Annotated in this window: 18 protein-coding genes and 2 rRNA genes (1 of these 20 running past the window's edge); 9 read left to right on the forward strand and 11 right to left on the reverse strand. The window is 69.7% G+C overall.

All coding sequences use genetic code 11. The annotated features are described in order from the left end of the window. Both OWM54_RS22040 and rrf read left to right on the forward strand, forming a co-directional pair. Positions 1 to 1,095 (forward strand): 23S ribosomal RNA (locus tag OWM54_RS22040); it begins 1,869 nt to the left of the window's first position. 161 nt (positions 1,096 to 1,256) lie between these two features. Beyond that, a 5S ribosomal RNA gene (gene rrf / locus OWM54_RS22045) occupies positions 1,257 to 1,373 on the forward strand. A 119-nt stretch (positions 1,374 to 1,492) separates the two neighbouring features. Here the strand turns inward: rrf and OWM54_RS22050 are convergent. Next, positions 1,493 to 2,464, reverse strand: a complete 972-nt coding sequence (locus OWM54_RS22050) for a quinone oxidoreductase family protein (protein ID WP_267698740.1) — start codon at positions 2,462 to 2,464, stop codon at positions 1,493 to 1,495. 257 nt (positions 2,465 to 2,721) lie between these two features. Here OWM54_RS22050 and OWM54_RS22055 point away from each other — a divergent pair, with 257 nt between their 5' ends. Next, positions 2,722 to 3,168 carry a hypothetical protein gene (locus OWM54_RS22055; protein ID WP_223750791.1) on the forward strand — a complete coding sequence of 149 codons (447 nt, stop codon included), beginning with the start codon at positions 2,722 to 2,724 and terminating at the stop codon, positions 3,166 to 3,168. A gap of 3 nt (positions 3,169 to 3,171) precedes the next feature. Here OWM54_RS22055 and OWM54_RS22060 read toward each other — a convergent pair whose 3' ends face one another. Next, positions 3,172 to 3,372 (reverse strand): SlyX family protein, encoded by a 201-nt coding sequence (locus tag OWM54_RS22060; protein ID WP_046717116.1) that lies wholly within the window; start codon positions 3,370 to 3,372, stop codon positions 3,172 to 3,174. 65 nt (positions 3,373 to 3,437) lie between these two features. Here OWM54_RS22060 and OWM54_RS22065 point away from each other — a divergent pair, with 65 nt between their 5' ends. Continuing rightward, entirely contained in the window at positions 3,438 to 3,737 is a 300-nt protein-coding gene (locus OWM54_RS22065; RefSeq protein ID WP_223750792.1) for a hypothetical protein, read from the forward strand. A gap of 13 nt (positions 3,738 to 3,750) precedes the next feature. Here the strand turns inward: OWM54_RS22065 and OWM54_RS22070 are convergent, their stop codons facing one another. Both OWM54_RS22070 and OWM54_RS22075 read right to left on the reverse strand, forming a co-directional pair. After that, positions 3,751 to 4,740 carry a hypothetical protein gene (locus OWM54_RS22070; protein ID WP_267698741.1) on the reverse strand — a complete coding sequence of 330 codons (990 nt, stop codon included), beginning with the start codon at positions 4,738 to 4,740 and terminating at the stop codon, positions 3,751 to 3,753. Between the two features lie 39 nt (positions 4,741 to 4,779). Continuing rightward, a complete protein-coding gene (locus OWM54_RS22075) occupies positions 4,780 to 5,124 on the reverse strand; it encodes a putative signal transducing protein (protein ID WP_141331910.1) in 345 nt (114 codons plus the stop codon). Positions 5,125 to 5,388: 264 nt separating this feature from the next. On the opposite strand from OWM54_RS22075, the gene OWM54_RS22080 reads away from it, so the two are divergent. Next, entirely contained in the window at positions 5,389 to 7,326 is a 1,938-nt protein-coding gene (locus tag OWM54_RS22080) for a sensor histidine kinase (RefSeq protein ID WP_267698742.1), read from the forward strand. Here OWM54_RS22080 and OWM54_RS22085 read toward each other — a convergent pair whose 3' ends face one another. Beyond that, positions 7,327 to 7,749 (reverse strand): hypothetical protein, encoded by a 423-nt coding sequence (locus OWM54_RS22085; protein ID WP_324289136.1) that lies wholly within the window; start codon positions 7,747 to 7,749, stop codon positions 7,327 to 7,329. A 213-nt stretch (positions 7,750 to 7,962) separates the two neighbouring features. Here OWM54_RS22085 and OWM54_RS22090 point away from each other — a divergent pair, with 213 nt between their 5' ends. Next, the gene (locus OWM54_RS22090; protein ID WP_223750796.1) at positions 7,963 to 8,172 is read left to right on the forward strand and encodes a hypothetical protein; all 210 of its coding nucleotides are present in this window, start codon (positions 7,963 to 7,965) and stop codon (positions 8,170 to 8,172) included. Between the two features lie 138 nt (positions 8,173 to 8,310). Here the strand turns inward: OWM54_RS22090 and OWM54_RS22095 are convergent, their stop codons facing one another. The 4 genes from OWM54_RS22095 to OWM54_RS22110 all read right to left on the reverse strand — a co-directional run bounded on the left by OWM54_RS22095 (position 8,311) and on the right by OWM54_RS22110 (position 13,887). Continuing rightward, on the reverse strand, positions 8,311 to 9,150 hold the full coding sequence (locus tag OWM54_RS22095) for a hypothetical protein (protein WP_141331906.1): 840 nt from the start codon (positions 9,148 to 9,150) through the stop codon (positions 8,311 to 8,313). Continuing rightward, complete coding sequence (locus OWM54_RS22100; RefSeq protein WP_267698743.1) at positions 9,147 to 9,902, reverse strand: hypothetical protein; 756 nt, start codon at positions 9,900 to 9,902, stop codon at positions 9,147 to 9,149. Before OWM54_RS22100 ends, OWM54_RS22095 begins: the two co-directional genes overlap by 4 nt. After that, positions 9,899 to 11,860, reverse strand: coding sequence for a TonB-dependent receptor (locus OWM54_RS22105; RefSeq protein WP_267698744.1), 1,962 nt, complete (start codon positions 11,858 to 11,860; stop codon positions 9,899 to 9,901). Before OWM54_RS22105 ends, OWM54_RS22100 begins: the two co-directional genes overlap by 4 nt. Before the next feature lie 1,631 nt (positions 11,861 to 13,491). Beyond that, positions 13,492 to 13,887, reverse strand: a complete 396-nt coding sequence (locus OWM54_RS22110; RefSeq protein WP_223750800.1) for a hypothetical protein — start codon at positions 13,885 to 13,887, stop codon at positions 13,492 to 13,494. 568 nt (positions 13,888 to 14,455) lie between these two features. Between OWM54_RS22110 and glpD the strand changes: the two genes are divergently transcribed. Continuing rightward, positions 14,456 to 16,150, forward strand: coding sequence for a glycerol-3-phosphate dehydrogenase (gene glpD, locus OWM54_RS22115; protein ID WP_324289137.1), 1,695 nt, complete (start codon positions 14,456 to 14,458; stop codon positions 16,148 to 16,150). Positions 16,151 to 16,380: 230 nt separating this feature from the next. Further along, positions 16,381 to 18,174, forward strand: a complete 1,794-nt coding sequence (locus OWM54_RS22120; RefSeq protein ID WP_223785792.1) for a S8 family serine peptidase — start codon at positions 16,381 to 16,383, stop codon at positions 18,172 to 18,174. A 7-nt stretch (positions 18,175 to 18,181) separates the two neighbouring features. Here the strand turns inward: OWM54_RS22120 and OWM54_RS22125 are convergent, their stop codons facing one another. Together OWM54_RS22125 and OWM54_RS22130 are read right to left on the reverse strand one after the other, a co-directional pair. Continuing rightward, complete coding sequence (locus OWM54_RS22125; protein ID WP_223750803.1) at positions 18,182 to 18,673, reverse strand: anti-sigma factor family protein; 492 nt, start codon at positions 18,671 to 18,673, stop codon at positions 18,182 to 18,184. Next, positions 18,670 to 19,287, reverse strand: a complete 618-nt coding sequence (locus tag OWM54_RS22130) for an RNA polymerase sigma factor (protein WP_267698746.1) — start codon at positions 19,285 to 19,287, stop codon at positions 18,670 to 18,672. The genes OWM54_RS22125 and OWM54_RS22130 overlap by 4 nt, the downstream gene beginning before the upstream one ends. 138 nt (positions 19,288 to 19,425) lie before the next feature. Between OWM54_RS22130 and OWM54_RS22135 the strand changes: the two genes are divergently transcribed. Then, positions 19,426 to 20,655 (forward strand): acyltransferase family protein, encoded by a 1,230-nt coding sequence (locus tag OWM54_RS22135; RefSeq protein WP_267698747.1) that lies wholly within the window; start codon positions 19,426 to 19,428, stop codon positions 20,653 to 20,655. Positions 20,656 to 20,686 lie beyond the last annotated feature (31 nt).

Genomic DNA, 20,686 nt, shown 5'->3' on the forward strand with positions numbered 1-20,686 from the left:
CAAGCCGACGTATAGGGTCTGACTCCTGCCCGGTGCTGGAAGGTTAAGGGGATTCGTCAGCCGCAAGGCGAAGCGATGATCCGAAGCCCCAGTAAACGGCGGCCGTAACTATAACGGTCCTAAGGTAGCGAAATTCCTTGTCGGGTAAGTTCCGACCTGCACGAATGGAGTAACGACTTCCGCGCTGTCTCGGAGAGGGACTCAGCGAAATTGAAATAGCTGTGCCGATGCAGTTTACCCGCAGCAAGACGGAAAGACCCCGTGAACCTTTACTATAACTTGACAGTGACACTAGGGATTGACTGTGTAGGATAGGTGGGAGCCTTTGAAGCCGGGCCGCTAGGTTCGGTGGAGGCAACGGTGAAATACCACCCTGTTGATTTCTGGTGTCTAACCATGTCCCGTTAGCCGGGATTGGGACACTGTCTGGTGGGTAGTTTGACTGGGGCGGTCGCCTCCCAAAGAGTAACGGAGGCGCGCGATGGTTCCCTCAGCCCGATTGGAAACCGGGCGGCGAGTGCAATGGCATAAGGGAGCTTGACTGCGAGACGGACACGTCGAGCAGGTGCGAAAGCAGGTCATAGTGATCCGGTGGTCCTGAATGGAAGGGCCATCGCTCAACGGATAAAAGGTACTCCGGGGATAACAGGCTTATCTCCCCCAAGAGTTCACATCGACGGGGAGGTTTGGCACCTCGATGTCGGCTCATCGCATCCTGGGGCTGGAGCAGGTCCCAAGGGTTTGGCTGTTCGCCAATTAAAGCGGTACGCGAGCTGGGTTCAAAACGTCGTGAGACAGTTTGGTCCCTATCTGCTGTGGGCGTAGGATACTTGAGAGGCTCTGACCTTAGTACGAGAGGACCGGGTTGGAGGCACCGCTGGTGTACCAGTTGTCTCGCCAGAGGCATCGCTGGGTAGCCATGTGCCGATTGGATAACCGCTGAAAGCATCTAAGCGGGAAACCGACCTCAAGACCAGGTATCCCGGGCGCAAGCCCCTGAAGACCCGTCGAAGACTACGACGTTGATAGGCTGGGTGTGTAAGCGCGGTAACGCGTTGAGCTAACCAGTACTAATTGGTCGAGCGGCTTACTTCCCCCTATCTCTTGCGCGCCCCCTCGAGGGGAGTAAGGGACTCGGGGCCAAGGCCGAGGCTTGAATGCATGCGCATTCACCCGGAAGAAACTTCTAAAAGCACAGCGAGGCTTGTACTCGCAGAATGCTGCAACTTACCCTTCGTATGCACTGTCTCCTGTTTTCCGGTGGCAATGTCGGAGGGGTCACACCCGTTCCCATCCCGAACACGGAAGTTAAGCCCTCCAGAGCCGATGGTACTCCGCGGGAAACCGCGTGGGAGAGTAGGTCGCTGCCGGATTCTTTTTGAGAAGCCCTCGTCGCCTCGTGCGACGGGGGCTTTTCTTTTTGTCCACCCCCCCATCGCTGAACACATATCAGCCCCCCAGCGAAGTTCGCGCTGAGGGTCCGATGTATGGCTCAGGCAACTCGGAGCACGACCTTGCCCACGGTAGCGCGGGACTCCAGTTGCCGGTGGGCTTGGGTGGCGTCTTCCAGCCCGACCACCAACCCCAGCTTCACCCGAAGCCGTCGGGCCGCGAGGGCCTGACCCAATGCCTCTCGCGCCTGGCGCTGCAGGGCGGCCGGGTGCGGGGTGCGCAACCAGTACGCGCTGACCTTCAGCGACTTCGCGTAGAGCGCCTCCACCTCGAATGCCGGCGGAGGACCACTGGCGTTCCCGTACGCCACCAGGTGGCCGAAGGGCGCGAGCGACTCGAGGCTGCTCGCCCAGGTGCTGGCGCCCACCGAGTCCAGCACCAGCTCCACTCCGCTGCCTCCCGTCACCTGCTTCACCCAATCCGAGACTGACGCCGAGCCTCCGTACACGAAGACCTCGTCGGCGCCTGCCTCTCGCGCCAGTGCGGCTTTGTCCGTGTTCGACACGGTCCCCAGCACCACGGCTCCCAAGGTCTTGGCGAGCTGGATGGCGAGAAGACCCACGCCTCCCGCCGCGGCGTGGATGAGGACCCGGTGACCTTGCTGCACCTGCGCTGACGTGAAGAGGAGATGCCAGGCCGTGAGGCCCTGCACGAGGAGCCCCGCTGCCTCCTCGAAGGAGACGTGCTCGGGAAGCTCCAGGAGCTCATCAACCGAAGTCGTCGCCAACTCCGCATAGCTCTGCTGCGCGAGGGCCACCACTCGCTTGCCGACCCATCGTGAGTCGACACCCTCGCCGACCTGGTCCACGACCCCCGCGGCCTCGCTTCCGAGGATTCGTGGGAGCGGGGCCGTGGCGTCGTAGAGGCCTCGACGGCGTTCCGTGTCCGCGAAGTTCACGCCCGCAGCCCTCACCCGGATTCGCGCCTGGCCAGGACCCGCGGTCGGGTCTGATACCTCTTCCAGCCGCAACACGTCCGGACCGCCTATCTCGTGGTAGCGAATCGCTCTCATCCCCGCGTCGTAACGACGAGGTGACTTCGTCGCCGCTGCTCGCTCGCGAGGATTCGCGCGACGCCGAGGTGCTCCTGCTCTCGCACTGGTCCCTGACAGAGGGCCGACTGGGTCCGCTCCGGCTGTCGCTGTTCCGCTGTTGTTGACCCATGGACGTGAAAAAGTGGGGGAACGAGGCGGGAACGCCTCGTGTGACTGGCCTCGGTCCACCGGGCTTGCTTGAGTGGCGCTCCCCCCACGCAAGAGGAGCCTCCTGAATGAAGCTGCTTCGTCCCTCGCTTGGTGTCCTGCTCGCGGCCGGTTTCTTCGTCGCGCCCATGCGCTCCGATGCCGCCACGGTCCGCGTCGGGCTCGGGGCAGACTATTGGATTGATCAAAGCGCGGCCTTCAGCTTCCTGCTGGGCGTGGAAGGCCGGCTCGCGGGGCCTCTCTCGGTGGGCGCTCGCTTCGGCGCCTCGCTCATCACCGATGGCAACGACGTGGGAATCCCCCTGGATGTCGTCCTCCGCGCGAACATCGCCAGCGCGGGGGTCTACGTCGAAGGACTCGTGGGGCCCTGGATTGTCATGGGCCGTGGCGATGCGCTTCGCGCGCATGCCGCCTTCGGCTTCGGCCTGCAGGGCAAGGCCGCGAGCATCGGCGTGGAGGTGGGCTACCTGGACCCCGACCCCGTCATCGGTCTGCGCCTGGGCTACAAGTTCTGAGGCTCAGTAGTGCGGTGGACGCTCTTGCTGACGGGCGTCCACCAGCCCGGGCTCGGCCTCCAGCTTCTTCTTCAGGAGGTCCAGCTCCACGCGCAGCGCCTCGATGACCCGCTGCTGCTGATAGAGCACGTCGCTCAGCTCCTGCAGCGTCTCCTGCTGCTGCATGTAGCGAAGCTCCAGCTCGGTGATGCGCGACTCGTCCATGGGGCCCACCCTTACCTCGGAGTGGCCCCCGTCGTCCCTCCCTCGCAGCTCCCCGGCGTCCTGCCATGAACGTCCAGGAACACCTCCAACGTGCGCGCGAGCTCCTCGCCCGGGGCCAACCCGAGCTGGCCGAGTCCGCGCTCAGTGACGCCATCGACGCCTCCGTCGCCCAGGAGGACCTGGTGCTCCTCACCCGGGCCCGCTTCGCCCTCGGAGAGCTGCTCTTCCAGCAGGAGCGCGATGACGAGGCCCTGCCCTACCTCCTCGCCGTCGTGCGGACCGAGCGTGTCGATGGCTCGGTGGACCACGAGGTCAAGGCCTCCGCGCGCATGCTCCGGCAGATTCGAGGCATCGAGCCTCGCTGAGCCCCGCGCCCTGTCAGGGGACGCTGCAGGACTGGCGGATGAGCTCCATCCGTCCGGAGAAGCGACGCTCGAGGTCCATCCGCGTCAGTCTCGCGTCGTCGATGCGCCGCGCCTCGAGTTGCATCGCGCACAGGGCCGCCAAGGCCTTGGGGCTTCCCAAGTCGAGTCGGTCCGCCTGTCTCAAAGCCTCCTGGGCACCGTCCACATCTCCCAGGCGGAACAAGGCCAGCCCCAGCTCGAAGTGAGCGAGCGAAAGCCTGGGGTCCTCCAGCGTCGCCTTGCGCAACACCGCCACGGCCTCCGCTCCCTGGCCGGCCGCGCGCAGTACCAGCGCCTGCTCCACCAGCAGCCGCGCGAGGGGGACCTTTCCCCGCAGCGCCATGAGCACCGCGAACGCCTCCGACGGCCGCTGGGCCGCGCTCAGCAGTCGCGCGTAACGAAGCCCGATGAGCGGCTCTCCCGGGGCCTTCTCGAACGCGGCCTTCATCGCCTCGGACGCGCCCACCGTGTCGCCACCCCGCTCCCGGAGCTCCGCTCGGAACACGTCGGGCCGGGCGTCCGTGGGCGCCAGCTGGTTCGCCCGCTCCAACGCCGTGCGGACACAGCGCTCCATCCGCTCCACTTCACAGACGCGCGCGAGCAGCAGCTGCGTCTCCATCGCCTCGGGCTCCCGGCGCTCCGCCGCCAGGGCCAGCTCGTGTGCCTCGGCCGGGGCGCCGTCGAGCAGCAGCTCCGCGGCTTCACGCAGCTCCGCGGCCGTCGCCTTCGGATGCTCTCGCAAGGGGAGCAGCAGCCTGACGCGCTGCTCGGGCAGCGGGGTGGCTCGAGCGATGCTCAGCTCCTGCTCCGGCATGTTCCTGGGCAGGAACAGCGGGATGAGGTGAATCAGGAACGCCACGCCACACACCACCAGCATGCCGCGCAGGCCCTGATCGACCCGCCAGCGCCGTCGCTTCCCGGCTGGCACCTCCTCGGTGAGGGGTTGCTGTCGCTCTGCTTCCATCCGCCGCACGTCCCGTTCTCGCCCAGCCGCTGGCGCGGCTCACACTGCCCGAAGTCGCGGCCGGAGGCCTCGAGGCAATTCGACCCCGCAGCTCCAGCACAGCTCGAAGTTGCCCGGGTTCTCCTCCCGACAGCCCGGACACTCCACCGTGCGCGAGGCCTCCTCCTGGTTCTCCTTCAGCTCCGCGACCACGGCTCGCGCCTGCTCCACGTCCTCGGGATGGAGCCAGAGCTCCACCCACGTCTCGCCGCTCGGAATCTCTCCGGTCAGCGGGGCCAGCGACTCGCCGCGCACCTGGACGGACATTCCCTCGGCTTCCAGCGTCCCCGCCAGCAGCCGCGCCTCTCCCACCGTGCGGTGCACGGAGAACTGCACACGCTTCATGTCTCTCTCTTCACAGATGACGGGGCGGTCGGCAACCACACCCACCGCTGCCGTGCCGCCTTCTCTCACCGAAGCCTGCTCGTCTGCTTATTGTTCATGCTTTGTCACAACCCACATGGGTCGACTGTCGCCTGTCCCCCGGTGTTTGCCTTTCACCGCGCGTCCAGGTGAAGATCAACATCGGCGGGGCGCCGCCCGAGCGTCTCCCGGTGCGCCCTCCACCCACTGTGTGAAGCCTTTGTCCAGGATGCGAGACGCCGTCCCATGCGTGCGCAGGCTCTCCAATTCCGTTCGGCTCTTCCCACACACCTCGCGTGGGTTCGCTACGGCTTCGCCGTCCTCTGCGTGAGCCTCGCGGGGCTCGCCGCGTGGTGGTTCGTCTTGCCTGGGGCCACGGCGCTCCTGCTGTCGCTCGCGGCCGTGCTGCTCGCGGCGCTCACCGGAGGCGTGGGACCCGCCGGGTTGGCGACCCTGGTGGGGACGCTCCTCCTCATGCTCGGTCCCGCATCGCCAGCGAGCCCCTCGGCGCCGAGCACCGTCGCCCTCTTCCTCATCGTGGGGGCGCTTGCCTCCCTCCTGGCGGGACGACGTGTACAGGTACCAGAGCGCGTCACGGCGCCCTCGCTCGTGACACCCGCGCCGTCCTCCGGCCTGGAAGCCCACTTGCTGCGAAGCCTCAACGACGCGGTCCTGGCCACCGACAACCGAGGCGTCGTGCGCTACCTCAACCCCGCGGCCGCGCACCTGCTGCAGTGCTCGGAGGCGGAGGCCCTGGGTGTTCCCCTCTCACACGTGCTGCGCTCCCGCCCCGAGTCGGGCTCCTTCCCGCTGCGCCAGGCGGCGCCTCCCAAGACGTGGTCCCAGTGGCCCCGCGCGCTGAAGCGACGCGACGGCGGAGAGCTGCCCATCGAGGAGTGCACCGTGCCCCTGCGCGGGGCCGATGACGAAGAGCTCGGCGCCGTGTGGGTGTTCCGCGACGCGACGGCGCGTCGACAGCTGGAGCTCGAGCGGACGCGGTTGCTCGAACGCGAGCACGCGGCGCTCGCCGAGGCCCAGGTCCAGCGCGAGCGGATGGAGTCACTCTTCCTCCAGGCCCCCGTCGCCATCGCCGTCTTCCGTGGGCCGGACCATGTCTGTGAGCTGCTCAATCCCCAGGCGTGCGCGCTGCTGGAGGTGGATGCCCACGCCATCGGCAAGCCGCTGCGCGACCTGCAGCCCGCCATGGACCCCGGCATGTTGCGGCTCCTCGATGACGTCTACCGCGAAGGCAAGCCCTTCTCCGGGCGCGAGGTGCCCCTGGCCTCCGCGTCTCCCTACGTCACCCCGGCGCTCTCCCGACAGCAGCGCTTCCACGACTTCAGCTGGCAGCCCTGGCGTGATGCCCGAGGCGTCGTCCAGGGCGTGATGGCCGTCGCCGTGGAGGTGACGGGACTGGTGGTGGCCCGACGCGCCGCGGAGGACCTGGCGAGGGACTTGCGCGAGGTGGTCCAGTCCCGCGACGAGTTCCTCTCCATCGCGAGCCATGAGCTGCGCACCCCCATCACCTCCGTCCAGCTCCAGCTCCAGTTCCTGCTGCGTGGCGCGCCGGCGATGGGCTCCGAGGCCACGGCCTCGCTCGTGCGTCGCCGCGTCGAGTCCACGCTGCGCTCCGTCGCCCAGCTGCACCAGCTCGTCGCCACGTTGTTGGACGTGTCCCGCATCCGCGCGGGTCGACTCGACCTGCATCGTGAGCGGGTGGACCTGGCGTCACTCACTCAAGAGCTGGTGTCCCGCGTCCAGGAGGACGCGGCGGGCGCGCGATGCCCCGTGCGGCTCGTGGTGTCCGAGCCCCTCGTCGGCCACTGGGACCGCGTGCGGCTGGAGCAGGTCATCACCAACCTGCTGTCCAATGCCTTCAAGTACGGCGCGCAGCAGCCCGTGGACGTCCACGTCACGCGCGAGGACGGCTACGCGCGCTTGAGCGTGAAGGACCATGGCATCGGCATCGCTCCCGAGGACCACGCCCGCATCTTCCAACGCTTCGAGCGCGCCGTGTCCCAACGCCACTACGGCGGCTTCGGGCTGGGTCTCTGGATCGTCCGGCAGATTGTCGAGGCGCTCCAGGGCGACATCCGCGTGGAGAGCGCGCCCCACGCGGGTTCCACCTTCATCGTCCGGTTGCCCTTGCAGGACTCGACCACCGCGGCCGACGCGGCCCTCTGACTACTCCTCCTGGCGGAGCTCGTGGGGCAACACCACGTGCGCATGGCGCGGCGCGCGGGTGTGCAGCTCCCGCGTCAGCAGGGCGTCCAGCTCCCAGAGCAGGAGGTCGTAGAGCGGGCCCGCGCCTTTCGCGGGAAGGCGCTCCGTGGCCAGTCGGACCCGAGGAGACTCCTCGTCCTCGAACGCGAGCGTCACGGCGAGCCCGTCGGGACCGCCCGCCTGGGGTACGAGCACCACGGGTGCCGGCTGGTGTTCCACCTGCTCGAGCAGGGGCATGAACGTGCGGACCTCATGGGCCGTCAGTTCCCGCTCGGATACCACCTCGCCCTGCTCCAGGACCGACAGGTGCTCGAGTCCCGTCAACCGCAAGGCCTGGGCCGCCGTGTTCGTCCGGCCGCTGCGCTCATAGGTCATCGTCCTCACGCCCATCACCTCCGTGCCAAGGAGGTAGGCACTCAGGCGCGTCCCGACATCCCCGCACGGACGAGGGACGGCCCGCAGCGCCGCCACACCGACACCCGGACGTACGCTTCAGGACAGCGTGGCGAGCCCTCCGCCCGAGTGTCCACCGCCGGGTCACTCTCTACGGTGCGGCCCTCTCGAGCACTCCCGCTCGGGAACGCCGGAGGTTCGCCCATGGGCAACAAGGGTAGCGGAAAGATGCCGAGCGCCAATGACCAGCGCTCCGACTCCAAGAATCCCAACAACCCCGCGCACAAGTCGTCGCAAGACAACCGCGCCAATCAGATGAACAAGGAGCACGCGCCGAGCAAGGGCCCGGGCAACACCATCCCGGGCGGCGCTCCGGGGAGCGGGCAGCCAGGCTCGAACACGCCGAAGCACTGAGGTCCCTTCTGGCGCGAGGCCCCCGCTCCCGGTGGACCAGCACCGGTGGAGAGGGAGCCGTAAGCCATCACGGCCGGCGCGGTGTGTCGCTCACGCGACGGGTGCTCACCGCGCCGCCGTGTCGTGGGACGAAGTGCTTCAGCGCGCGCGGGGCTCGCACTCACCCTCGCCCCGGAAGTGGCCCGCGGTGCGGACCAGCGCCGTGACGAAGTCGCGCAGGTTGCGCACGTTGGCCGCGCCGCCCGTGCCGTACTGGTCGATGGGCAGCTCCGTGAGGTCCACCGCGGCCAGCTCCTCCAGCGTCACCTCGCCATCCGGTCCGGCGATGCCCAGCCTGTCCGCCTGGGCGATGGCGTCGAAGCGCATCTTCGCGTCCGGCGACTGGAGGTCGTCGAAGAAGAGGTGGTCCCCGTGGATGGTGAGCTGCACCGTCTCCTCGCCGTCCTTGGGCACCGTCACGCCCGCGCCCAGCTCGGGGCTCTCGCAGTGCTCGTAGACGGTGTTCGTGGTGAAGCCCCAGTTGAAGCGCTTCGTCTCGCGGTCCTTCGTCGCCTGGCCGGCGACGTACACGCTGTAGCCCTCCGTCTTCATCAGCGTCACGTCCGCCGCGTCCGCGTTGCCCGCCACCGCGTCCGCCACCGGCGCCATCGCGAAGCTGATGTGGTCCCACTTCTGCGCCGGGAGGTCCTTGAAGCTCTCCACCACGACGGGGCCGGGCTTGTGCACGTCGAACACGCGCGCCTGCGTCTGCTTCGCGGCCACCTCGTCGTGCGTCTCCACCGTCACTTCACTGAGCACCACGAGGAACTTGTCGAAGCGCACCGTCCACCCGTCGGTGAAGCCCGCCTCATCGCCCACCGCGGGAGGAATCTGCTTCTCGATGAAGTCCTCTCCGTACGTGGTGAACGTCACGTTGCCCGTCCCATCACTGCAGGCGACGAGTCCCAGGCACGACAACCCCAGCATCCAGTTCTTCATTGCGCGGCTCCCTCTTCCCACGTCACCACGTAGGCGGTTGTGTCCTCCACGCCGCGCATCAGCGCATTGCGCGCCTGGCTGTCGGCGGGGAAGGTGTAGATGCCATCCGCGTCCGTGTCGGTCGCGGTGGCGAAGTCGATGCGGTCAACCCACTTCCTCAGGTCCACGGTGATGCGTACCCGGCCCGCTTCGAGCCCGAGGGACTTCTCGAAGCGCACTCCGGCCACGGGCTTGGGCAGGTCCGCCTCCACGTCGAAGCGCACCTGACCTCCGTCCGCGTTCGTCGCCGTGCCCACCAGCCGCACGGCGTGGCCTTTCAGGACGCCTTGCGCGTCGGTGGTCGCCGTCGGGGTGGCGAGTGTCAGCTCCAGCGAGCCGTACTCTCCCGTCACCGCGCTCGCGGTGCCCAGGGGGGTGATTCCGCTCAGGAGGTCCACCGTGTGCGTCTCAAGCAACTCGCCCAGGGCGTCTCCCGGCGCGTAGTGGCCCGGGTGCGCGTGCGCCGTGCCTCCGAGGAGCGCGTACCAGTCGAAGGCGCGGGAGAGGAGCACTCGGCCTTCGAAGAAGCGCACCGGACCCAGGGAGACGTGCGCGGCGTCGAGTGTGATTCGCCAGCCTCGCTCGTTGGGTGTGTCGGACAGCGGGGCCGCGGTGGACTCCACGGTGAAGACGCGGCGCTCGGCCTCGCTGCCACAGCCGAGCAGCAGGGCCGCGACGGCCACCGTGCTCCTCAGGATGTGTCTGCGATTCATAGATGGACCTCCAGGGTGAGCGAGGCCATTCGAGGCGACCCCGCGGTGAAATGTCGGGCTGGGACGAGGCTCGCCGGGGCGCTCGGGTCGAAGCGGGAGCTGTAGACGAACTCGCCGTCACGCCAGCGCGCGTCCAGGAGGTTGCGCACCTCCAGCTTCAGTCCCAGTTCTCCTCGGCGCAGGCCCAGGTCCAGGTCCGTGAGGAAGACGGAGCGGCTCTTCTCGTCGAAGGGCAGCGGGCGCGGGCCGAGGAACGTCAGCCCCGTGCCCACCGTGAAGAGGGTGGGCTCGGCGCCCAGCCAGGACCATTCGAGGGGATGTTCCCAGCCCACGTCCGCTCTGGCGACGAAGGGGGCGAAGTAGGGGAGCAGCGTGTCGGTCCTCGTCACGTAGGCGTGCGCCACGGTGCCGCTCAGCGCCGCGACGAGGCCTCGCACGGGGCGCGCCTGGAGCGACGCCGTCACTCCCGAGCGGAGGGTCTCGCCCGTGTACACGGTGGTGCCCACGGTGTGGTCGAAGAAGAAGTCGTTCTCCACCTGCGAGCCGAAGACGCTGAGCTGCACGGCCCACGTCTCCCTGTCCTTGCGCGCGCCGACCTCCGCGCCGTGCACGGACACGAAGGGGGCTCGCTCTCCCTCGGAGAGGCTGCGTGCCTGGGGCGAGCGGAAGCCGTCGCCGTAGCTGGCGAACAGTCGCCACGGGGTCGCGTCGTCCGACAGCGCGTACTCGAGGCCCGCCTTCGCGCCCAGGTGCACGCCGAAGGCGCTGCGGGAGTAGCCCTGGCCGTCGTAGAAGCGCGGGTCGCGGAAGGCGAGCGCGTCGAAGACCTCGACACCGAGCGCGTCCGCGCGGCCACCGATTCGGAGCGCCCAGCGGCCGAGGACCATGCGCCCCTCGGCCCAACCCCAGACATCCGTCTGGGTGAAGTGGGCGTCGATTTCGTCGGAGAAGAAGGTGCCGTCCGATTCGCGGTAGCGCCGCTGTGTCTGTTCCACGCCGTCACGCCTGGCGCCCAGGCCGAGCTCCAGGGTTACGGGACGGCCGAACATCGTCACCGTGCGGCGGTGCTCGGCGCGGGCTCCGAGGATGATGGAGTCGTTCGTCTGCTCGAGTCCGTCACCTCGCTCGTCCACCCGGAAGCCGGTGAAGTTGTTGCGCAGCCGCAGGTCCGAGAGGATTCCGAAGAACTCCAGCTTCGTGCGGCCCTGACCCGAGCGGGGGAGGTCCACTCCGAGCAGGAGCTGGTGCCGGGAGACGGTGCCTCCCTGCCGTGGCGTGGAGGCGGAGAAGAAGTCTTGCTGACCTGTGAGGAGCGCGTCCTCGCGTACGACGCCGGGCGAGTCGAAGCGGGTGATGTAGCTGCCCGCGAGGGCTCGTAACGTGAGTCCGTCGGTGAGTCTCGTCGTTGCCTGCGCGAGCAGGGAGGCTCGGCCATAGCCGCGCTGCTCGCCGTAGTTCCTGGCCTCGCCGAGCTCCACCGCGGCGAACGTCTCCGGGTCCTCGCCCGGACGCACGGTGGCCACCAGTCGCCGCTGGCGGTACTGGCCCAGCGTGCCCGCGAGGTGCACGCCCTGCTCCTTGACGCCCAGGTCCATGCGCACCGTGCCGGCGACGGCGAAGTCACCTTGTGCCGCGCGATACGAGCCCTCCGTCACTTCGAGCGCCTGGACGACCTCGGGGATGACGAAGTTGAGGTCCGCGTAGCCAAGCGCGTGGATGTGGCTGACCTCGTTCACCGGGAGGCCCGCGACGGTCAGCTCCACGTCCTGTCCGTGCAGGGCGTCGAAGCCGCGCAGGAAGAGCTGGTGCGCCTTGCCCTCTCCGCTGTGCTGCGAGGCCACGAGACCCGGCACGGCGCGGAGCAGGTCCACGGCTCCGCTGCGCGGCGCCGCGTCCAGGATGTCCCGGCCGAGGGTGAGCTCCGAGGCGCTTTGTGGAGGCCGTGTGCCTCGGACCACCGTGTGGGTCTTCGGCTCCGTGGGTGGGGGCGCGCCAGTGTCCTGCTCGGACTGCGGGACCTGATGGGCTTGAGGCTCCGTGGGCGGTGTTGTTGCTTCGGCGCTCGGCGCTGCTTGCGCGGGCGTGCTGGAGACATGGCGCTGCGCGGATGGAGTGGTCGCTTCGGCGCTCGGCGCTGCTTGCGCGGGAGTGCTGGAGACATGGGGCTGCGTGGATGGAGTGGTCGCTTCGGCGCTCGGCGCTGCTTGCGCGGGAGTGCTGGAGACATGGGGCTGCGTGGATGGAGTGGTCGCTTCGGCGCTCGGCGCTGCTTGCGCGGGAGTGCTGGAGACATGGGGCTGCGTGGATGGAGTGGTCGCTTCGGCGCTCGGCGCTGCTTGCGCGGGAGTGCTGGAGATATGGGGCTGCGCAGACGGTGCGGTCGCTTCGGCGCTCGGTTCTGCTTGTGGAGGAGGGCTGGCGATTGGGGGCTGCGAAGACGGTGTCGTGGCTGCAATGCCCGGTGCTGCTTGCGAGGCCTGGGTGGCGGTGCGGAGCTGCTCGGATGATGGCGTCGCTTGAGTTGCGCCCGGTGCTGTCCGCGGGGCTCGGGTGGCGATGCGGAGCTGCTCGGACGATGTCGTCGCTTGAGTTGCGCCCGGTGCTGCCCGCGGGGCTCGGGTGGCGATGCGGAGCTTCTCGGACGATGTCGTCGCTTGAGTCGTGCCCGGTGCTGCTTGCGAGGGCTGGGGGGCGGTGCGGAGCTGCTCGGACGATGTCGTCGCTTGAGTCGTGCCCGGTGCTGCTTGCGAGGGCTGGGGGGCGGTGCGGAGCTGCTCGGACGATGTCGTCGCTTGCGTCGTGCCCGGTGCTGCTTGCGGGGCTTGGGTGGCGGTGCGGAGTTGCTCGGACGATGTCGTCGCTTGAGTCGTGCCCGGTGTTGCTTGCGGGGCTCGGGTGGCGATGCGGAGCCGCGCGGCCGGGGTTGCCGCTTCGGTGTTCAGCCCCGCGTGAAGAACTGGGGGCGTGGAGATGGGCACTGTGGTGGGGGGAGCGGTCTTCGCTGTGTTCAGTGCGTGCGGCGTCGCCGTCGGAACAGGTGCTCCGGTGACGGCACGGCTCGCGTGTTGCTCCGTCGACGACTTGGTTGCTCCCGGTGCAAGCGCTTCGCGAGCAAAGCGACTCGCGGCCGACTCCGCAGACGGCGTCGTTGCCGCGACGGTCCGCCTGGCGAGTGCTGCGTGGCTCGTGGCCCTGGATGGTGCGCCGGAGGTTGGCGCGCCGCTTGTGACCACGGACAGGTTCGTGCTCGCTCGTGCGCTCGTCGCCGAGGGCATGGTTGCCTCGCCGAGCGGCAAACGTGGCTTCGCCACCGCGAGCAGCGGTGCACAGAGGACCCACAAACCTGTCGATAGCGCGACGGTCACGACACTCGTGGACATGAAGGACACTCACGGCAGGTCGCCTCGGTCCTCGTGCCCTCGTGCACGCGGCTCTCGCGTGACACTCCTGGCTCGAAGACGGAGACCCTCCACCGTCATGAATGGGGGGCGATGACACGCAAGACTCCGCCACCTCATCGCGCACACCCGGCGCGCGGAGGTCCGAAGCTCACGTTCGATGGATTCGCTTCAGCGCGAGCGCCGTGGACCTATGGCCCTTGCGGCATCGCCGTCGGCCGGAGTGCCACACCCGGCAACCGCGTCGGCGCATGCACGGACTCGTGCTTCCACGACACCCACCGCACCACCGGCACCAGGGCCACGACCCACGTCGCCGCCACCACGCTCAGGTGCTCCACCGAGCCGGTCAGGTGCTTGTGGCCATCCGGACCATGTCCCGTCTCAGGCGACTGACGCGTGGGCTTCGGCGCAAGGCCACTCTCGTCCGGAGCGTCATGGCTGTGCGCCTGACCCCCGTGACTGTGCACATGCGCCGCGCCACCATGGCCCACCACCGCGTGCAGCACCGGCGCCACCGCGAGCCCGTACACCAGGACCATCAGGCCCAGGCTCGCGAGGTCTCGTCGGTCGTGGGGATTCAGCAAGGCGCTGGTCGACAGGGCAGGGGGGTGGTCGCCTCCTACCCGGCTTCCCGGGCCCACGCAAGGCAGCACACCCGCGCCGCTCGCCCCAGTCCTCGTGCCCGCTCATGCGCCGACTCCATGCTCACGCAGCCCGACCTCGCGAACCGCGGGCCTCGTGCCGCGCGGTCACCTCGCGGGTGTCGGCGCGCCGAGCGAACACAAAGCCAATCGCAAACATCGGGCCCTCCACGCGCCTCCTTCGCCGCATGAGCAGGTGTTCCCAGCCCGTCGGGACGTGCCTCGTGCGCGGCCGCCCCGGCGCTTCGTGTCCCAGCGCATGTGGGTGACCCGGCTGCGCGCGAGACCCCCGCCGCACACCCGCGCCGGGTCCCCGATGCAGGCGTCGGACACCGCGATCAACCGGTCCGCCGCCGAGGTCCCCCGGGAACGGGCCCTCTGCCTCCCACCTGTCACTCCCCCAGGGAGACTGTCCACCGCACCCGCCCCCGGGATGTGGGTGCTGTGTCCCTCTTGACGCGGCGCATTGATTCCCGTGTCACCCAGGGCGGACCGTCATTACAATATGCGTGTGCGTTCTGAATCCGTAGCGCTCCGCCAGTTGTCCGCAGAGGGGGACATTCCGCCGACGAAGCCTCGCTCCGAGCGGCTGAAGGCCCTCGCCACCGAGGAGTTCGACCTGCTCATCATCGGGGGCGGTGTCACCGGCGCGGGCTCCGCGCGCGACGCCGTCCTGCGCGGACTCAAGGTCGCCCTGGTGGAGCGAGAGGACTTCGCCAGCGGCACGTCCAGCCGCTCGTCCCGCCTCATCCACGGCGGCCTGCGCTACCTCGAACACGGCCACCTGGGCCTCGTCTTCGAGTCCAGCATCGAGCGCCGCCGCCTCCTCAAGCTCGCACCCCACCTGGTGCGCCCGCTCGCCTTCGTGTGGCCCGTCTACGCCGGCGCCCGCGTGCCCCGCTGGAAGCTCAACGCGGGCCTCATGCTCTACGACGCCCTCTCCCTCTTCCGGAACGTGAAGGGCTACCAGCGCCTCAACCGCGACCAGCTCCACCAGTCCGAGCCCGGCCTGCGCACCGATGGCCTCAAGGGCGGCGCCCGCTACTACGACGCCGCCACCGATGACGCCCGCCTCACCCTGGCCAACGCGCTCGGCGCCTCCGAGGCCGGCGCCGTCGTCCTCAACCACGCCTCCGTCCAACGCCTCGACGTCGTCGACGGCAAGGCCCGCGGCGCCATCGTCGTCGACCACCTCACCGGGCAGCAGCTCACCGTGCGCGCGCGCGCCATCGTCAACGCCACCGGGCCGTGGAGCGATGAGATCCGCAAGCTCGATGCCCCCGACGGCAACGCCCACGCCGTGCGCGGCAGCAAGGGCGTGCACGTCGCCGTGCCTCGCAAGCGCCTGGGCAACCACGACGCCCTCACGCTCCTGTCCCCCAAGGACGGCCGCGTGATGTTCGTCCTCCCCGCCGACGACTTCACCATCATCGGCACCACGGAGACCTCCACGCGCGCGCACCCCGCCGAGGTCCGCGCGAGCGAGACGGACGTCGCCTACCTCCTCGAGTCCGCCAACGCCTTCTTCCCCGAGGCGCGCCTCACCCGCGAGGACGTGGTGAGCGCCTGGGCCGGCATCCGCCCCCTGTCCGCCAGCGGCTACCACGGCACCACCGACGCGGGCAGCGCCAGCCGCGAGCATCACATCGACCTCAGCCCCACCGGCGTGCTCGCCATCAGCGGCGGCAAGCTCACCACCTATCGCGTCATGGCGCGCGACGTGGTGGACGCGGTGGAGAAGCACCTGGGCCAGCCCCGCCGCAAGGCCCCCACCGAGTCCCTGCCCCTGCCCGGCGGCGACATCCCCGACCTGAACGCCGAGCTCGCCGCCGCGCGCGACGTCGTCGGGGACGCGGCCACCGCCACGCACCTGGTGCGCGCCTACGGCAGCCGCTGGCGCCGCGTCTGGGCGCTCACCCGCGAGGACGCCTCCCTCGCTCGCCCGCTCGCTCCCGGCCTGCCCTACCGCGCCGCCGAGGCCGTGTGGGGCGTCACCCACGAGCTGGTGCACACGCTCTCCGACCTGCTCATCCGTCGACTCAAGGTCGCCTTCGAGACCCGGGACCTCGGCCGCGGCGCCGCCCAGGTGGCCGCCGAGGTCATGGCCCCCCGACTCGGTTGGGACGAGGCCGAGACCCGCCGTCAACTCGACACCTACGCCTCCGACGCGCTGCGTATCTTCGGCATCGACAGCGCCGAATCCTGAGAAGGCGGGCGAAACCACGCGCGTCCGTCCAGCGCCGTACGCCCGCGTGTCTCACGTCCCGAGACTGTCGTTTTCCGCCTGACAGGCCCGCGAGCAGCCGGACGGCTGGCGTGCTTAACTTGCGCGTGGGGAACGGGAAGCGGTGTCCTCTCGTTCACCCCGGCCGTCGAATCCGGACCGGGGTGCCCTCCGTACCTACCCGTTCGCCGGGGCGTTCAAGGAGAATGACGATGAAGCGTTGGGTCTGGCTCGGGTTGCTCGGTGGGGCGGTGGCGTGCACCAAGGTCCCCGACAGGGATCCCCCGGTCTCCGAGGAGGTCTGCCCCGGGACGGAGGCGCTGTCGCTGCCGGGCACCGCGCGTCAGTCGCTCAACCCGCTCGCCGGCGAGGATGGCGCGGAGCCGGTGCTCATCACCTTCCGCCCCCGCGTGTCCGCCAGCGCCGTGTCCAACCTGGACACGCTCACCGAGTCGGCCCGGCGCGTGGGCGCCCAGGTCCACCGCCGCTTCCCCCACCTGAACACCATCGCCGCGAAGGTGTCTCCCGAGGCCCGCCGGGCGCTCGAGCAGGACCCCGACGTGCTGCGCGTGGAGCCCGACCGCGTGGTGCGCGCGTTCGGGATGCCGAGCCCGCTGTCCCCGTCTCTCTTGCAGGGCGTGCTGCCCAACACGAGCGGCTCCACGGGCGAGTACACCGCGGGGCTGCACCGCGTGCAGGCGCCCCAGGTCTGGGACGCGAACAACGACGGCGTGCTGGATGACGGCGCGCCCTCGGGCACGGGCATCAAGGTGTGCATCATCGACAGCGGCTGGGACAACCGGCACCCGGAGCTGGCGGCGGCGTACCTGGAGGGCAAGGACTTCCTCGACGGGGACGACGAGCCGCTGGACCAGGGGCGCGTGAGCGGCGTGCTGAAGTGGGGCGGCGGTCACGGCACGCACACGGCGGCGACCATCGCGGCGCAGCTGGGCGCGGGCGCGCACGTGCGGCCCGGCGAGGAGCCCAACGGCGTGGCGGGCGTGGCGCCCACCGTGTCGCTGCTGGTGGCGCGCGTGCTCGACGTCAACGGCGACGGCAACACGTCCAACGTCATCGCGGCCATGGACTGGTGCATCGAGCGCGGCGCGCACATCGCGTCGCTGTCGCTGGGCTCCATCGCGCCCTCGCAGACGGAGGAGGCGGCCTTCCAGCGCGCGTTCGACGCGGGCATGGTGGCCATCGCCGCGACGGGCAACCGGGGCACGGAGGAGAAGTCCTACCCCGCGGGCTACGAGAACGTCATCGCCGTGGGCGCCATCGACGCGAACAACGCGTGGGCGCCCTTCTCCCAGTACGGAAGGGACTTCGTGTCGCTGGTGGCGCCGGGCGTGGGCATCCTGAGCGCGACCATCGTCGGCGGCGCGCCGTACGGCGACGTGGACGTGGGCGGCACGCGCTTCGCCTCCGAGCCGCTGGAGTACACCGGCGTGGGCAAGTACGCGGGGCGGATGGTGTACTGCGGCCTGGGTGAGCGCGTCTCGTCGTGCGGCGAGGGCGCCACCTGTGACGGCTTCGTCGCGCTGGTGGACCGCGGCGGCGGCATCCTGTTCAAGGAGAAGGCGCTCAACGCCATCCGCGCCGGCGCGAAGGCCATCGTCGTCGGCAACAACACCAGCGAGGACGGGGCGGGCAACTTCACGCTCACCGACCCGGAGGACTTCTGGGTGCCGACGACGTCCGTCACCCTGGTCAACGCCAACACGCTCAAGGGCCTGGTGGGCCAGGACGTGACGGTGGACGTGTCGGGCCTGGACTACCTGCGCCAGTCGGGCACGTCCATGGCCACGCCGCATGTGGCGGGCGTCGCCGCGCTGGTGCTGGGCGCGTGTCCCAGGCTCACCCATGTCCAGGTGCGCGAGGTGCTGGAGAAGACGGCGCTGGACCTGGGCGAAGCGGGCAAGGACATCAAGTTCGGTCACGGCCTGGTGCAGGCCAAGGCCGCGGTGGACGAGGCCCGGCGCATCTGCCCGCCTCCCGCGCCGTGAAGCGGACCTAGTCCCGACGCAGGGCCAGCACGGGTGAGGCGATGAGGCACGCGCCCACCCGGGCCTCCAGCGCGGCGGCGGCGTCCTCGCATGCCTCCACGCCTCCGGTGACGAGCACCTCGCGGCTCCAGGGCTCGTCCACGCCAGCGCCGCTCACGCCGCCCCGGGGCAGCACCAGCCCCACGAAGGCCACGGCGGCCGTGGCGGCCATCAGCATCATCCCCCAGTGTCGCCACGCGCCCTCGCGCGGAGGCTCACGCACGACGGGCGCCGTCGCGCGGGCGTGGAGGCGCGCCTCGAGCGCCTCGAAGCTCAGGGCGGGGCGGCGTGGCTCGCGGCGCGCGCGCTGGGCCATCCACCCGCGCTCGGCGCGCTGCCACGCCAGCGCGTGCTTGCAGGCGGCGCAGGCGTCCGCGTGCGCGCGCACCCTCGCGGCGTCCTCGGGTGAAAGCTCTCCGGCCAGCAGCGCGTCCAGCTCGCTCTCGCGGCACGTGCTCATGGGTGTCCTCCTCCGAGGTGGGCGGCCAGCTGCTCGCGCAGGCGCAGGCGCGCGCGGTGGATTTCGTTCTTCACCTTCTGCAGCGACCAGCCCATCACCGAAGCAATCTCCTCGTAGGGAAGCCCATGGTCGATGCGCAAGAGCAGCGCCGCGCGCCGCTCCTCGTTGAGCGTCCCGAGCGCCTGGGCCAGGAGCCCCTCCAGCTCCCGGTCCAACAACAAGTCCTCCGGTGACGGCGTGGGCAGCACCGCCTCCAGGTGCGCGGCGTGCTCCTCGTCCTCCACGTCCACGTGGACCCCCCGGGTGCGGCGGGACTCCAGATAGACATGCCGGGCGATGCCGAGCAGCCACGCGCCCACCCTGTCCTCGTCGCGCAGCGCCCCGAGCCTCGCGTGCGCGCGGACGAAGGTCTCCTGGGTGGCCTCGTCGGCGGCGGCCTCGTCGCGGAGCAAGTCGCGCAGGAAGCGCCAGACGGCGGGGGCGTGCCGCTCGAAGAGCGTGCGGAAGGCGGCGGGGTCCCCCGTGCGGGCCCGGCGCAACAGGCGGCGCTCACCCTCCGTGTCGGATGGGGGCGCACCCACCAGGACCATCTTCACCGCGGAAAGAAGAGCCACGCCACCACCGTGTCACGAGACGCGCGGGAGTTTCAGCCGACCCGTCGAATCCGGCGCGCGCGGGTGCCCGCCTGCCCCGCTCACGAGGGCCGGGAGCCAACCTTGTTGGGGAACTGACGTTGTTGGTATGAGAATCCCATGTCTTCCCATCTCGCCCGTCCTGACGCCGCGGCGTCGGCGGCGCCTGCTCCGCGCCTGCATGGGCACCTGCCCGTGCTCGACGGCGTGCGGGGACTCGCGGTCCTCCTGGTCGTCTTCTTCCACACCACGCACCTGAGCGACCAGAGCGTCGCGGGCAAGGCGACGTGGTGGTTGGCCGGTGCGGGGTGGACGGGCGTGGACCTGTTCTTCGTCCTGTCCGGCTTCCTCATCACCGGCATCCTGTGGGAGGCGAAGGGGCAGACGTACTACTTCCGCAACTTCTACGCGCGGCGCGTGCTGCGCATCTTCCCGCTGTACTACGCGGCGCTGGCGGTGTCGTTCCTGGTGCTGCCGTCGCTGGCGGGGCGGCTGAACCTGGACGAGCGCATCACCACGGACGGCGCCGTCTGGTACCTGCTCTACCTGTCCAACTTCTACCAGCTGTGGGTGGACACGACGCACCCCATCCTCGGCGTGGTGTGGTCGCTGGCGATTGAGGAGCAGTTCTACATCGTCTGGCCGTTCCTCATCGCCGCCGTCTCGTACAAAGGTGCCATCCGCCTGTGCCTGGGCACCATCGCCCTGGCGGTGGCGGTGCGGGTGGGGCTCACGCTGGCGGGCGCCAGCGAGGAGAGCACGTACGTGGTGACGTTCTGCCGCGTGGACTCGCTCGCGCTGGGCGCGCTGTTGTCCCTGGCGCTGCGTCACCCGGAGGGCAAGGGCCTTTCGGCCTTCCCGTGGATGCGCTGGGCGCCGTGGCTGGCCCTGCCCGTGGTGGCGGCGATGATTGCCCTGCCCATGGGCCCGGCGTTCAAGACGGTGGTGCGCACGGGCGGCTACACCGCGGTGGGCATCCTCTACACCGTGCTGGTGTATCGGGTGGTGGCGGCGAAGCCGGGCAGCGTGCTCCACCGCGTCTTCTCCAACCGGGTGCTCCTGACGTACGGCAAGTACAGCTACGCCATCTACCTGGTGCACTCGCCGCTGGACGCCATCCTGCGGCGCACCGTGCTCAAGACGCCGCTGCAGCAGGTGGCGGGCTCCGACTTCCCGATGCAGCTGGTGTTCTACGTCGTGGCCGCGGTGCTGTCGTGGGGCATCGCGCTGGTGAGCTGGAACCTGTTCGAGAAGCACTTCCTGAAGCTCAAGGACTACTTCCCGTACAGCGAGCGTCCGGCCCCCGCGCCCGTCCCGGTGTCCACCGGCTCATCGGGCGCCGTGAGCTGAAGCGGCGCGCGCGTGGCGGTGCTTCCACGCG

The sequence above is a fragment of the Myxococcus sp. MISCRS1 genome, assembly GCF_026626605.1.
Classification (GTDB): Bacteria; Myxococcota; Myxococcia; order Myxococcales; family Myxococcaceae; genus Myxococcus; species Myxococcus fulvus.

Excerpts from the sequence above, each read along its gene's own strand:
- OWM54_RS22050 (WP_267698740.1), bottom strand. The coding sequence starts at position 2,464 with ATGAGAGCGATTCGCTACCACGAGATAGGCGGTCCGGACGTGTTGCGG.
- OWM54_RS22055 (WP_223750791.1), top strand. The coding sequence starts at position 2,722 with ATGAAGCTGCTTCGTCCCTCGCTTGGTGTCCTGCTCGCGGCCGGTTTC.
- OWM54_RS22060 (WP_046717116.1), bottom strand. The coding sequence starts at position 3,372 with ATGGACGAGTCGCGCATCACCGAGCTGGAGCTTCGCTACATGCAGCAG.
- OWM54_RS22065 (WP_223750792.1), top strand. The coding sequence starts at position 3,438 with ATGAACGTCCAGGAACACCTCCAACGTGCGCGCGAGCTCCTCGCCCGG.
- OWM54_RS22070 (WP_267698741.1), bottom strand. The coding sequence starts at position 4,740 with ATGGAAGCAGAGCGACAGCAACCCCTCACCGAGGAGGTGCCAGCCGGG.
- OWM54_RS22075 (WP_141331910.1), bottom strand. The coding sequence starts at position 5,124 with ATGAAGCGTGTGCAGTTCTCCGTGCACCGCACGGTGGGAGAGGCGCGG.
- OWM54_RS22080 (WP_267698742.1), top strand. The coding sequence starts at position 5,389 with ATGCGTGCGCAGGCTCTCCAATTCCGTTCGGCTCTTCCCACACACCTC.
- OWM54_RS22090 (WP_223750796.1), top strand. The coding sequence starts at position 7,963 with ATGGGCAACAAGGGTAGCGGAAAGATGCCGAGCGCCAATGACCAGCGC.
- OWM54_RS22095 (WP_141331906.1), bottom strand. The coding sequence starts at position 9,150 with ATGAAGAACTGGATGCTGGGGTTGTCGTGCCTGGGACTCGTCGCCTGC.
- OWM54_RS22100 (WP_267698743.1), bottom strand. The coding sequence starts at position 9,902 with ATGAATCGCAGACACATCCTGAGGAGCACGGTGGCCGTCGCGGCCCTG.
- OWM54_RS22120 (WP_223785792.1), top strand. The coding sequence starts at position 16,381 with ATGAAGCGTTGGGTCTGGCTCGGGTTGCTCGGTGGGGCGGTGGCGTGC.
- OWM54_RS22125 (WP_223750803.1), bottom strand. The coding sequence starts at position 18,673 with ATGAGCACGTGCCGCGAGAGCGAGCTGGACGCGCTGCTGGCCGGAGAG.
- OWM54_RS22135 (WP_267698747.1), top strand. The coding sequence starts at position 19,426 with ATGTCTTCCCATCTCGCCCGTCCTGACGCCGCGGCGTCGGCGGCGCCT.